13 protein-coding genes and 1 pseudogene are annotated in these 12,622 nt (G+C 55.2%); 5 read left to right on the top strand and 9 right to left on the bottom strand.

Translation table 11 applies throughout. From position 1 onward, the window contains the following. Nucleotides 1-1,243 (top strand): annotated as a pseudogene (locus H5U36_05365) (transglycosylase SLT domain-containing protein). An 18-nt stretch (nucleotides 1,244-1,261) separates the two neighbouring features. Here H5U36_05365 and H5U36_05360 read toward each other — a convergent pair. Genes H5U36_05360 through H5U36_05350 form a run of 3 tightly spaced genes read right to left on the bottom strand, consistent with a single transcriptional unit; the run spans nucleotide 1,262 to nucleotide 4,415 of the window. Continuing rightward, entirely contained in the window at nucleotides 1,262-2,356 is a 1,095-nt protein-coding gene (locus H5U36_05360; GenBank protein MBC7217574.1) for an aldose 1-epimerase family protein, read from the bottom strand. Nucleotides 2,357-2,368: 12 nt separating this feature from the next. Beyond that, nucleotides 2,369-3,652, bottom strand: coding sequence for a cell division protein FtsZ (gene ftsZ / locus H5U36_05355; GenBank protein ID MBC7217573.1), 1,284 nt, complete (start codon nucleotides 3,650-3,652; stop codon nucleotides 2,369-2,371). Further along, a complete protein-coding gene (locus tag H5U36_05350; protein MBC7217572.1) occupies nucleotides 3,609-4,415 on the bottom strand; it encodes a ParA family protein in 807 nt (268 codons plus the stop codon). The genes ftsZ and H5U36_05350 overlap by 44 nt, the downstream gene beginning before the upstream one ends. 117 nt (nucleotides 4,416-4,532) lie before the next feature. Between H5U36_05350 and H5U36_05345 the strand changes: the two genes are divergently transcribed. Then, complete coding sequence (locus tag H5U36_05345) at nucleotides 4,533-5,525, top strand: TGS domain-containing protein (GenBank protein ID MBC7217571.1); 993 nt, start codon at nucleotides 4,533-4,535, stop codon at nucleotides 5,523-5,525. Here H5U36_05345 and H5U36_05340 read toward each other — a convergent pair. From H5U36_05340 to H5U36_05330, 3 genes are read right to left on the bottom strand one after another with little or no spacing between them, the layout of a single operon-like run. Beyond that, nucleotides 5,489-6,502, bottom strand: a complete 1,014-nt coding sequence (locus H5U36_05340; GenBank protein ID MBC7217570.1) for a radical SAM protein — start codon at nucleotides 6,500-6,502, stop codon at nucleotides 5,489-5,491. The genes H5U36_05345 and H5U36_05340 overlap by 37 nt on opposite strands. A gap of 3 nt (nucleotides 6,503-6,505) precedes the next feature. Next, nucleotides 6,506-7,519: a zinc-dependent alcohol dehydrogenase family protein gene (locus tag H5U36_05335; protein MBC7217569.1), complete on the bottom strand. Its 1,014-nt coding sequence runs from the start codon at nucleotides 7,517-7,519 to the stop codon at nucleotides 6,506-6,508. After that, on the bottom strand, nucleotides 7,500-8,933 hold the full coding sequence (locus H5U36_05330) for a sodium/solute symporter (GenBank protein MBC7217568.1): 1,434 nt from the start codon (nucleotides 8,931-8,933) through the stop codon (nucleotides 7,500-7,502). The genes H5U36_05335 and H5U36_05330 overlap by 20 nt, the downstream gene beginning before the upstream one ends. A 36-nt stretch (nucleotides 8,934-8,969) precedes the next feature. Between H5U36_05330 and H5U36_05325 the strand changes: the two genes are divergently transcribed. Further along, entirely contained in the window at nucleotides 8,970-9,632 is a 663-nt protein-coding gene (locus tag H5U36_05325) for an endonuclease III (protein MBC7217567.1), read from the top strand. On the opposite strand, the gene H5U36_05320 is transcribed toward H5U36_05325, so the two are convergent. Then, the gene (locus tag H5U36_05320; protein ID MBC7217566.1) at nucleotides 9,601-9,930 is read right to left on the bottom strand and encodes a hypothetical protein; all 330 of its coding nucleotides are present in this window, start codon (nucleotides 9,928-9,930) and stop codon (nucleotides 9,601-9,603) included. The two genes, H5U36_05325 and H5U36_05320, sit on opposite strands and share 32 nt — an antisense overlap. Before the next feature lie 4 nt (nucleotides 9,931-9,934). Beyond that, a complete protein-coding gene (locus H5U36_05315) occupies nucleotides 9,935-10,243 on the bottom strand; it encodes a hypothetical protein (protein MBC7217565.1) in 309 nt (102 codons plus the stop codon). 244 nt (nucleotides 10,244-10,487) lie between these two features. Here H5U36_05315 and H5U36_05310 point away from each other — a divergent pair, with 244 nt between their 5' ends. Beyond that, on the top strand, nucleotides 10,488-10,778 hold the full coding sequence (locus tag H5U36_05310; GenBank protein ID MBC7217564.1) for a nucleotidyltransferase domain-containing protein: 291 nt from the start codon (nucleotides 10,488-10,490) through the stop codon (nucleotides 10,776-10,778). Beyond that, a complete protein-coding gene (locus H5U36_05305; GenBank protein MBC7217563.1) occupies nucleotides 10,771-11,130 on the top strand; it encodes an antitoxin in 360 nt (119 codons plus the stop codon). The genes H5U36_05310 and H5U36_05305 overlap by 8 nt, the downstream gene beginning before the upstream one ends. 10 nt (nucleotides 11,131-11,140) lie before the next feature. Here H5U36_05305 and mgtE read toward each other — a convergent pair whose 3' ends face one another. Then, nucleotides 11,141-12,508, bottom strand: a complete 1,368-nt coding sequence (gene mgtE / locus H5U36_05300; GenBank protein ID MBC7217562.1) for a magnesium transporter — start codon at nucleotides 12,506-12,508, stop codon at nucleotides 11,141-11,143. Between the last annotated feature and the right edge of the window lie 114 nt (nucleotides 12,509-12,622).

Here is a 12,622-nt window from a genome sequence, read left to right as displayed (position 1 = left end):
GCGCCTTTTTGCCCGAAAGGGAGACCTGAAGGCTCTCGAGAAACTCCTCGAGGGACGGGAGGAAAACGAGGACACCCTCTTCTTCCGGGCCGTTCTTGCCGAAAGAAAGGGAGAGCGTGACAGAGCCGCCACCCTCTACACGCGGCTTTTATCCCGCTTCCCTCAAAGCCCGTACACGCAGAGGGTCCTTGCAAACCTTGCTTCTTTCTACAGAGTTCAAGGGAGAAAGGATGAATACCTCAGGACCTTAGAGAAAGCGGTGCAACTCTTTCCTCAGAACGGTTCTTTCCTCTGGGACCTTTTCTGGGCACTCTATGAGGAGAAAAACTTCGAAAGGGCGCAAAGCGTTCTCAAAGACCTTGCGAAACTCCCCACCTGGCGAAACCAGGCGCTCTTCTGGAGCTTCAAAATCACCCGCGATGCCTCATACCTTGCAACTATCCTCGAAGAAAATCGCCTTGATTACTACTACGTCCGGGTCTGCGAAATTCTCGGCTCCGCATCTCCTTTTGAGGCGACGCAAGACCCCTCCTTTTCTCCTCCTGAACCTTTCGAGATTTCCTGGGCGAAGTACCGGTTCTTCTTTTCTCTTGGCCTTCTGAAAAACGCCGAAATCGAACTCCTCCATCTTCTTACCCAGAACCCCAAAAACGAAGCTCTCCTCCTTGAAGCCTCTCGTTTCTTTGCCCGAAGGGGTCTTTACCGGAGGAGCATCAGCCTTGCCTTTCGCCTTTTCCCCGGAAAGGGAAAAATTCCTGAATTCGCCGGGAAGAGCTACTATCCCCTTGCGTTCTTCAAGGACGTGCAGGAGCTTTCTTCTTCCCAGAATCCTCCCCTTGACCCGTACCTTGTCCTTGCCCTCGTTCACGCCGAGAGCGCCTTTGACCCCGAGGCGGTTTCCCTTGCCGGAGCCGTAGGCCTTGCCCAGGTTATACCCTCTACTGCCTCCTGGGTCATCGAAAAAGGATGGGTGAAATTCAGGGAAAATCCGGGAGATGTTGAGGCAATCCTTCGTTCCCCACGGGAGAACTTAGCAATTGGAATAGCGTACCTGGCGTACCTTTTCCGCCGGTTTGAGGGGGATATCGTCCTTGCCCTCTGTGGGTACAACGCCGGTCCGGGGAGAGCCGAGCGATGGAAAAACGAACTCCCCCTGGACCGGGATGCATTCATCGAATCCATTCCCTTCGAGGAGACGAGAAGCTACGTGAAAAAGGTCCTCACCAATTACTTCGCCTACTCGACTCTCTCTACCGGGGAATCAACTCACCCCAAGGTACTTCATGAAAGCTTCAATCTCCTGAGGACCCTCGACAATGCCAATCTCCAAGGTAATCTTTCGAGTCTCCCCGGGCTTGAGAATAACGAGTCTCCCTTCCTCTCGCTCCTTCCTCCTCCCCAAGGGGAAGCAGTTTCCCGGCTCCATGCCCACCACGTACTCCCCTTCTCCCATCATCTTCCACTCCGTGAAGTATGGGAGTTCCCGGGTATCGAACTTGACGTAAACCCCAAGGCCGAGCTTCTCGTTCAAAAGCAAAGAAGCACCGAAGCCATCCTCCAAGGTTTTCGGGTAGTGGAGGTAGACCTTCTCAAAGTACCCCTTTTGGGGAGCATGGAAACGGTTCCATTCTTCCTTTCCATCTTCGGCCCAGTGGTCCCGGGGAATGGTCTTGGTCACCGGAAGGAGGAGGCGGCTCCCATCATCAAGGAGAGGATACCCGATGTTGATGTGGTAGAGAATCATGAAGGGGCTTTCGATGAACCCTTCATTGGTCACCTGATCCTCGATATGGATGACCTTCTCTCCGAGACGACTCCAGATTTTCCTCGAAAGGACGAGCTTCTCCCCAAAGACGATGGCCTCCCGGACCTTTCCCTGGACCCACATGAAGTACTCATCGCCTTGCCAGGCTCCATCAGCGTACACGTTCCCCGCAGGAAGGTAGGAGGCTCGCCCATGGAGTCCCAGGTCCTCCTCGTTCAGGCGGTGCACAAGGGTTGAGGTGTCCCGGCAGGGGGCTCCGGCGTACGAGAGACCGCAGGTATTCATGAGACCCCCGTGGAATCCCCGAAGCCACCCAAAACCTTCGGGCTCAAAGAGGAAAGGCGAGAGGTTCTGAGTCGCCGAGCGCCAGCCAATGCTCACGCCTTTGTACGTCGTCCAGGCAATGTCCATGCCCCGGTCAAGGAGAACGGTGTAGAAAAGGCCGCTTCCGGTGTTCACTTCAGCAATGCGGACCCCCCGCTCAAGACCGTCAAGGAGCTCTGCCACCCGCACTCCCCCAAGTTGCGAAATGTCTCCGACACGCTTGAGAATCTCCTCCCGGGTCATCTGCCTTCCGAGAATGGTCGCCATGTGCTTCCCCCCTCATTTCCTGAAGAATGGAAAGGTGCCATTTGGTCTCCGCTCTTGAGAAACACCCTTTCGTTCCCGCAGGAAAGCAGGAATGTCGATATCGTCGTCAATGATGATGCGGCTTTCAACTCCCTCTTCTTTCTCCCCGATAAGGGGTGCGAGGTCCTCTCCAGGTTTCTCGGTCTCAAAGCGGGTAGCAATCACCGTCACCGTGACCTCGTTCGAGAGTGCTTCATCCACCTTGCATCCCCAGAGGATATCCACCTCCGCTCCTGCGGCGTTCTTCACGAAGTTCACGATTTCGGTGACTTCGTTGAGGGTCATATCCGGACCACCGGTGATATTGAGAATGATGGAGCGAGCGCCCTTCACCGAAATCTCAAGGAGGGGACTGTTGATGGCCTCTTCAGCAGCTTGCCGCGCCTTCTCCCTCCCTCTTCCGTTTCCAATCCCGATGAGCACCATGCCGGCCCCACTTAGAACGGTTCGTAGATCCGCAAGGTCGAGGTTAATATCCTGAGGCGAGGTGATGAGGTCGGTGATCCCCCGTACCGCCTGGTAGAGCACATGGTCGGCGACCTTGAAGGCCTCCTGGAGAGAGGTATCCTTCCTTGCCACCTCAAGGAGACGCTCGTTCGGAATGACGATGAGGGCATCCACAACTTCCTGGAGCTTACGGATACCTTCCTCTGCCTGGTTCTTCCGTCGCACTCCCTCGAAGCTAAAGGGCTTTGTGACCACCCCAAGGGTCAAGGCTCCTGCCTCCTTGGCAAGGGAGGCAATGACCGGTGCAGCCCCTGTGCCTGTGCCCCCTCCCATGCAGGCGGCGATGAACACAAGGTCCGCATCCTCCACAATCTGGAGGAGTTTATCCCGATCCTGCTTGGCCGCCTCTTCACCAATCCGGGGATCGCCCCCTGTGCCGAGGCCCCTTGTCAGGTTGAAGCCGATTTGGATTTTCTCCGGAGCAAGCGACCGCTTGAGGGACTGAACGTCGGTGTTCACCGCCACAAGGTCAACTCCGTTGAGACCTTCCTCAATCATGTGGTTTATGGCGTTGTTGCCTCCGCCCCCGACACCGATGACCTTAATGGTAGCGATTCGCTCTTCGGCTCTCCGCTCCTTGGGCTTTTCCGAGGGCTTCTTGGTGGTCTTTTTGCTCACAGAGGACTTGGGAGGAGAGAGGGAGACATCAATGTCGTCGTCCTTTTCAAGACCTTTCGTGGTGTCCCGGATGAGCTCCCTTTTGAAATCAAGTCTTTCGGAAAAGCCTCTTTTTAGGCTTTTCTTTTTCAAGTCGGATCACCTCCTTCGCCAGGGCGAGGTAATTCTGGGCCCCCTTGGAGGTAGGCTCATACTCAAGGACCGGCATCCCGTGGCTTGTGGCCTCCGCAAGGGCGATGTTCCGATGGATAATGGTCTCGAACATCCGGTCCCCAAAGTACTCCCGAACCTCCTCCATGACCTCCCGGTAGAGGTTGGTCCTTGTGTCCGCAATGGTGATAAGCACGTACACCTCCGGATCGTGCTTTAAGTTCTCCCGCATGAGCTCCAGGGTCTCCATGAACTCTTCAATCCCTCGAAGGGCAAAGTAGTGCGGCTGAATGGTGATGATGACCTCGCGGCAGGCCTTCAAAGCGTTAATGGTGAGGATGCCCAGAGAAGGGGGACAGTCGATGAGAATGTAGTCAAAAGGAAGGTTTGCCCGCTGGATGCTGCTATTTAAGAAATCCTCCCGCCCGATTTTGTCGATGAGGCGGTACTCTGCACCTGCAAGGTCAATATTTGCCGGAGCAAGGTAGAGATTGGGAGTCCTTGTGGGAACGATGACATCCTTGAGCTCGAGGCGGTACGGACTCCGCGGGGGCTCAAGAACGTTGAGAATTGTCTTTTCAAACTCATTCGGCTCAAACCCAAGGCCCAGGGTCGAATGCGCCTGGGGATCCATGTCGATGATGAGTACCTGCCGGGCATGGTACGCCAAAGCCGCTCCAAGATTAATACAAGTTGTGGTCTTTGCCACCCCTCCTTTTTGATTCGCAATGGCAATAATTCTCATAGTTCCTCCTCGAACACCACGAAAACCCAACCCATCTCCTCTCCTAAATGATAACACATCCTCAGGGGATTGGAAGACCTCCACTTTTTGAGTACAATGAAAAAGAGGCGAAAAACCATGCCGGCGAATCTTCCTCCCCAGTACTTTGAAGTTGAAGCAAAATATCGGGCGGCAAAAACGCCCGCAGAGAAACTTGAAGCCTTGGAAGAGATGCTTGCCGTCATCCCCAAGCACAAGGGGACGGAAAAACTCCAGGCCGAAATCAAGCAGAAAATCGCCAAACTCCGAAAGGCAGAGGCCCAGGAAAAGCGGAAAGGCTCAACCCACGACCCTTTCCTCATCGAGAAAAGCGGTGCTGCCCAAATCATTATCTGCGGCCCTCCAAATAGCGGTAAATCCACCCTCCTTTCCCTTCTCACCAACGCTCGTCCGGAAATCGCCGAGTACCCCTTCACGACCTTCTACCCCACTCCAGGAATGATGGAGTACGAGGATATCCAGATTCAGCTCATCGACTTTCCTCCTCTGAGTGGAGGAGAGCTCGAAGGACCCATGGCGAGCGCTTTCCGAAGAAGCGATGGCGCAGTTATTCTCGTTGATGCCAGAAGCGACACCCTCCTTGAGGACATTGAGAACACCCTCACCCTTCTCTCCCAGGGAAAAATTCTTGCCGGAACGAAACCCCTTCCTCTCCCTTCCTCCTCCTGGCACTTCCTCCCTTCCCTCCTCCTCCTCTCAAAGGTCGAAAGCAAAGAGGAAGAGGAAAAGGTCTCCACAATCTCTGAGCTCTACGGGGACCGCTTCGAAGTCCTCGGGGTGTCCCTCAAGGATTTCGCGCCCCACCGGGACAGGGTGAAGGAGGCAATCTTCCAAATCAGTGGAGTCATCCGCATCTACAGCAAACCTCCCGGGAAACCCCCTGATCTCTCCCGCCCCTTCGTCCTCAAAAGAGGCAGCACCGTCGCCGACCTTGCCGAAGCCATTCACAAGGATTTGCTCCTCCGCCTTCGGGGTGCCCGGGTATGGGGGTCGACGAAATTCGGCGGGCAGCTCGTCCCTCCTGACTACGTTCTTCAGGACAAAGACGTGGTGGAGATTCGCACCTCCTGAAGGAAGCACTGGATGTCTTCCCCGAAGGGGTTTCCCGAAACCGTATACGCCAGGGCCCGACATCCAAGGCAGCCCTCTACCGTACAGACCCTGCACTTCCCCTCAAGGTAGCGGCGGTCCCGAAGACGCAGAACGAGAGGATGCGCGATGAGGTTCTCAAGCTCCTCCCGGAGGACATTTCCAAGAGGAATCGGCAAGCGGCGGCACGGGAAAAGGGTTCCATCGGGCATGAGGCAAAAGGACTCCCCAAGGCTACAGGGAGCCCCAAGGAGGCCCACCCCGTCCCCAAACTCGACCCAGAAGGCCTTGTAGGGGAGAAGAGAAGAAAGGGGCACTTCCATCTTGCAGAGCTCACAGAGAACCTTCAGGAACTCCTGCCATTCTCTGCTTCCAAGAACTGCTTCTGCCATTCCTCTCCCTATCCCTTCAGGAACAAAGCGCTCGAAAATGATTCCATCCACCCCGATTTCCTGAGCGAACCGAAAAAGTTCCGGGACCTCGGAAAGATTTTTTTTGTGGAGCGTGACCATGAGGACCACCCGGAGAGGACTCCGGGAAAGGAGCTCGAGAGCTCTTGTGACTCTCCGAAAGACCCCCTTCCCCCGGATGGCATCATTCATCCCCTCCATCCCCTCAAGGGAAACCTTCACCGTGGTGAGCTTGGGAAAGGCTGCAAGCCGCGCCAACACCTTTTCATCGATGCAGAGGGCGTTTGTGATGAGTCCAAGCTCAAGGATTCGGGGGTGCTCACTGAGCATCCCAAAGAGCGCAAAGAGGTCCTCCCCCAAAAGGAGAGGCTCCCCACCGGTGATGTTGAGGATACTCAGGCGCCCAAGGCGCTCAAGCCCCTCAAGGAGCCTCCTCGCCACCGCAAAGAACGTTCCCGAATCCTCGTCCTGAAAAGTCTCCTGGTAGCAGTGGCGACACCTCAGGTTGCAGCGATTCGTTACGTGCCACTGGAAATCCAGGGAACCCATGGCTCACGGAAAGACAATCTGAACCTTCAGACGATCCTTGCCATGGAGCACTTCCTCTAAGGCATCGCCAAAGCGCTCAAGAGGGTACTGGGACGAGATGAGGTCCTGGACCGTGACGGCACCGCTTTGGAGAAGGTTCAGAGCGTACTGCATGGTCTTTTTCACCGCAAAGGACCCCACGATGCGGAGGTCCCTCCGGAACACCTCGTAGGGCTCAAGACGCATGAGGGCTTTCTGTGGAGCCACTCCAAAAAGGAGGAAAGTCCCATCAGGTTCGACAAACTCGAGAGCCTTCTCCATGACTTCCGGAATCCCCGTTGCATCGACCACAACCTCAAAGCCAAAGGGGGCAATTTTCCGAAGCCTCTTCCCTTCCTTTCCGTCAGCAAGGAGCACCTCATGAGCTCCTCGCCTCAAGGCGTGCTCGAGTTTTTTCTCGCTCACATCGAGAACCACAACCCGAGAGGCACCGGAAACCCTAAAAAGAGACAAAAGCAGAAGTCCAATGGGACCCGCCCCAAAGATGAGGACCTTCTCTCCCGGGCGAATGCCACTCCTTCTCACCCCGTACACTGCACAGGCGAGAGGTTCGGCCATGGCGCCTTCGGCAAAACTCAACCCGGGAGGGAGAGGAAAGACGCACTTGGCAGGAACGGTGACGTACTCGGCAAAAGCACCGCTTCGGGTGACTCCCACGGCTTCAAAGTTCAGGCAGTGGTTGTTCTTGTTGATTTTACAGAAGTAGCAGGAGTCGCAGAAAATGTTGGGGTCGGCCGTGACCCGCTCTCCGACGGAAAAACCAGAAACCCCCTCCCCCAGGGCAGCAACTTCTCCCGCAAACTCATGCCCTGCGATGATGGGAAAATCCTGGAAGTACTCTCCCCGGAAAATATGGACGTCGGTACCGCAGATTCCTGCCGCCTTGACCCGAATGAGAACCTCCCCCGGACCGGGATGGAGAGTGGGAACCTCCTTGATACTGAAGCGATTCCTCTCTTCAAAGACGCACGCTCGCATCCTTTTCGCCTCCTGTAAGTAGCGAAACAATCGGGAAAACCAGAAGGGGCACAAGCATGGCAAAGGAACCAAGAAGAGGAAGCACTGAAGACCGGAAACCAAGAATGAGAGACCCCAGAAATCCGATGCCAAGCCCGCTCACGATGCTCGCCAGAGCCCCCCACCTGTTGCCTTTCTTGAAGTAGAGCCCAAAGAGGTACGGGGCGAGGAAACTCCCGGCCACCGTTCCCCAGGAGATGGACATGAGGTTCACGATGAAGGAGGGACGGTACAGGGCAAGGATAAGGGACAAAGCCACAAAGATTCCGCAAAAAAGACGCATGACAGGAAGCGACCTGAAGGAACTCGACTTTGGCAAAAGGTCAATGACAATGGCCGAAGAAGAGACGAGGACAAGGGACGAGAGTGTCGACATGGAGGCGGAAAAGACGAGGAGGAGGAAAACGAGGGCAAAAGACGAGGGCATGACGGTGGCAATGAGGTGAGGCATGAGGAGGTCAGGGTCAGGCTTTCCCCCCGAAAGAGGTGGGGTATCGAAGAAAAGGTGGGTTAGGGACCCAGAAAAATATGCCCCGAAAGCACAGACGAAGGCAAAAATGGTCACCACAATGGTGGCTGTTTTTATCACCTTCTCGTTCCGGATGGCGTAGAACTTCTGGACCATCTGGGGCAATCCCCAGGGACCAAGGCTTGTGAGGACTACAAGCCCAAAAAGTGGCCAAAATCCCGGAGGACCGACAGCACTTACAAGACGGGGGTCAATGCTTGCGAGTTTCACCAGGGCCTGGCCAAACCCTCCCACTTCAGGTCGGGCAAGAAGGTATCCCACGAGAAAAAGGGACCCAAAGAGCATAATCATTCCCTGGACTGCATCGGTGAGGCTCACCGCAAGGTACCCACCCATGAGGAGGTACACCCCCGTGAGCACGGCCATGAAAAGCAGGGCGTACTGGTACGGAATGCCAAGCACCGCATCGAAGAGGTAGCTCAAGCCCATGTACACCGAGGCAGAGTAGGGGACAAGGAAAACGAAAATCACGAGGGCTGCCAGCACCCTGAGAAGGGGGCTCCCGTAGCGGGCTTCAAGGAACTCCGGCATGGTCATGGCACCCAAAGACTCGGTGAGCTTCCGGGTCCTTCGGGCAAGAACCACCCAGGCAAGGAGCGACCCTAAAACGGTATTTCCCACCACAATCCAGAGACTCGAAAGCCCAAACCCCCAGCCGATACGTCCCGCATACCCGATGAAGAGCACCGCACTGAAATAAGTCGTCCCGTAGGCAAAGGCAGAAATCCAGGGACCGAGGTTGCGACCCGCTAAGAAGAAATCGCCGAGGTTTTTCGTCCTCCGGGATGCAAGGTACCCAAGAGCAATCATCCCCACAACGTAGAGCACAAGAACGATAGCTTTCACTTGCCCTCCTCCTTTTTTCTCCGTATCATTAGGAACATGGAACACGCCGATATCGACCGTGTTTTTCGTATTCTACACGAGGAAGCAAAACACTGGCAAGACGAGACCGTAGGGAATATCGTCCGTGACCCTTTCCTTGTCCTTGTCGGGGGAGTCCTGAGTCATCGCACGAAGGACACCACAACCCACCAGGTCCTTAAGCGCCTTGCGTCTTTTGTCCGTCGCCCAGAAGACCTCCTCGGTATTCCCGAGGAAGACCTTGCACGCCTCATCCACCCGGTGGGATTCTACCGGGAAAAGGCAAAGAGGCTCAGGGAAATCGCCCGAATCCTTGTTGCTGAACACCAGGGAAAAGTTCCCGAAACCGAAGAGGAGCTCCTCAGGCTCCCCGGAGTGGGCAGGAAAACGGCAAACCTGGTCCTGAGCCTTGCCTTTGGGAAGCCGGCTATCTGCGTCGACACCCATGTCCACCGCATCACGAACCGCTGGGGCCTCGTGAACACAAAAACACCCGAGGAAACGGAGCGGGAACTCCAGAAAATCCTCCCTCAGGACCTCTGGGGAAAAATCAACAAAATCCTTGTCCTCTTCGGGCAGAATGTCTGCCTTCCCCGGAATCCCCGCTGCAAGACCTGCCCCATTGCCTCATTCTGCGAGCGCCGGGGAGTCACTGAGCCTGAGAAAGCGAAAGGGAGATAACCTCACCGGGATGAAGAGGCGGTTCAATCCGGAAAACACAGACTCCCCCGGGACAGGACGAAGCCAAAACCCGCACCTCGTGAGGAAAATCAAGGGTCACAAGGCAACGCAAGGTCCCCAGGGGAGGAAGGTACCCCACCCTTACTCCATCGAGGAAGAAAGGTCCCTCAAGGGCTGCATCCTGCGACCGGAAAGTTACGTACCCAAGGCGAACCTCAAGACCAACCCCAACACCAATGCGGCATCCGGAAAGAAAAAGAGAAGAGAAGAGAACGCCAAGGAGAATCCACCGAGCCATTTCTTCAGTAGATGGTCACACGCTGCCCTGAGTAATCGAGGTAGAACTCCTCGGAATAAATTTCGTTCCAGGAATAATTGTACACTCGCGCCACATGCCATGCGCCAATCCGCAGATCATCGACCCAGAGGCAGGCGTTGGGATAGAGGTATCCTATGCGTCTACCGTCAACGTAGAGCCAACCGTAGACTGCATCGCTTCCTGAGCAGATTTCTGCTGAGCCGTACGAGATGGGAACAACGACTTCTGCGGTGCAACCGGCAAAAAGGAAAAGCCCCAAAGCAAGAATCCCAAAAACCCAGAATCTCCGCATCATTCCCCCTCCGCAGTTCGTCCTACAGAGAGAGTACCAGAAGCTTTTCTTCCTGTCAACAAATTGTTTAGGTTCACATTGTAGATCGACCAGAGTTTCGTTCACAGGAGGTATTGCAAAGGAGGAGTACCTACCCGAGACATTATACCAGCAACTCCAGAACTCCGGTAACCATCACCCTCCTTGAGAGCCAGTGGCTCGAATCCCAGGCGTTTCTGGTTGTATAATAACAGGGGTGGTAGGAGTGCGCAGAGAGGATGTCCTCGCTTTCCTTCAAGCCCACAAGGAGGAGCTCATGAGGGAATTCCAGCTCCGGCGTATTGGGCTTTTTGGGAGCTTTGCACGCGGCGAGAACAACGAACAGAGCGATATCGACATCGTGGTGGAAATGGAGGAACCCGATCTCTTCAAAATCTCCAGGCTGGAAGAGAAGTTGACAAACGCCCTGGGAAGAAAAGTCGACGTGCTCCGGCTCCGGAAGAACATGGATGCCCTGCTCCGCAAACGGGTGGAGAATGAATCCCTCTATGTATGATCGGGAGCTACTCCTTGCGCTCCTCCGCAAAGTCCTCTGGTCGACAGAACAGATTCTAAGGAGGGTTGAGCCTTTCCAGTCAGGGGACGATTTTCTCAAAGACGATGCAGGAATTGAAAAGCTGGATAGTATCTGCATGCAACTCATCGCCATCGGCGAAACACTCAAGCAGATTGATAGAATCACCAAGGGAGAATTACTCCGCAACTACCCGGAGGTAGACTGGAAGGGCGCCAAGGGAATGAGAGAAAATAAAATGCTCCTTCTTGTCTTTCTCTTGCGAGCCCTGGGGTGCAGAACAACGGGGTTGAGGTCGGAGGTTTGGGGAAGAACAAGAAGGAGGGACTTGTGAACAAGCAACCTCAGAGATGGAGAAAGGTCTGGGCAATGCGGAAGTAGATGATGACCCCGATGACGTCCACAATGGTCGTGATGACAGGGGTTGCGGCAATGGCTGGGTCAAGGCGCATCTTCTTAAAGAGTACCGGAAGGAACACCCCAATGAGGTTGGAGACAAAGACGACGACAAAAATCGAAAGCCCCACGATGAGCCCGATGAGGGGGGATTCCCGAAGGAAAACCACCCGGGCGATGCCGATAATCCCAAGGAGAATCCCAAGAATACCACCGATAAGCGTTTCAGAGAGAACAATTTTCCAAAGCGTCCGACCCTCAAGCTCTCCAATGGCAAGACCCCGCACGACAACCGTGGTCGACTGGCTCCCCACGTTTCCCCCCGTGTCGATGAGCATGGGAATGAAGAAGGAGAGCGCCACAATGGCCTGGATGACTTCGGAAAATCCCTGGATGACGAAGCTGGTGAGCGTCCCCATGATGAGGAGTACCGCAAGCCAGATGAAGCGGTTTTTGATTCTCCTCCAGAGGGGAGCATGGAGGTACTCATCTTCAGTAGTACGGATGGCAGCGAGTCGATGAATATCCTCCGTTGCCTCCGCTTCGATAATGTCAATGGCATCATCCACCGTGACCGCACCCACCAGACGCCTTTCCCGGTCCACGACAGGAACGGCAAGGAGGTCGTACTTCTGAATAATTTGGGCTACCTTTTCCTGGTCGTCATCGGTGGAGACGAAGATGACTTCCCGATTCATGATGTCCCCGATTCGGCTCTCAGGGTCGGCAAGGACAAGGTCCCGAAGGGATACCCATCCAAGGAGATGCCGCTCTGCATCGGTGACATAGGCGGTGTACGAAAGCTCTTCCGGAGGATTCAGGCGGCGAAAACGCTTGAGGGCCTGCTCCACCGTGTAGTACTCCTTAAGGTCCACCACCCGGGGGTTCATGATGCGACCGGCGCTGTTTTCTGGATACCCAAGCATGCTTGCGGCAATGTCCCTCTGGGTCGGCTCGAGAAGGTTGAGGAGCTTTTTCACGACCTTTGCAGGGAGCTCGTCAAAAAGCTCCATACGGTCGTCAGGAGACATCTGGTTGAGGATTTCGGCGACTTTTTCGTCGGTGAAGTGGCGGAGGAGGTTCTCCTGGTGCTCGAAATCGAGTTGCTCGAAGACGGCAATAGCAAGGTCCTTCTTGAGGAGCCGGAAGAGCATGACCTGCTTTTGGGGGTCCAAAAGCCCTATGAGCTCGGCAATATCTGCCGGGTGGAGAGTATTGACCTCCTGTTTGACTTCATTGTAGCGACCCTCTTCAAGAAGGCCCACAACACGCTCGGCAAGGGGGGCAATATCTTCCCGAACCATTTCGATATCCATGGGAGGCCACCTCACAACCTTACAGTTTCAAAACTCCTGCGGTACGTCGCCGCTCTCCTGGCAGGCTTCAAGGGCCGTGCTCGAGAGGCTGACCCCTTTCCACTCCCACCCGTA

The organism is Candidatus Caldatribacterium sp. (assembly GCA_014359405.1).
Lineage (GTDB): Bacteria > Atribacterota > Atribacteria > Atribacterales > Caldatribacteriaceae > Caldatribacterium > Caldatribacterium oleiphilum.
Note: the sequence above shows the minus strand (reverse complement) of the source record. Positions and strands in the feature narration are given on the sequence as shown.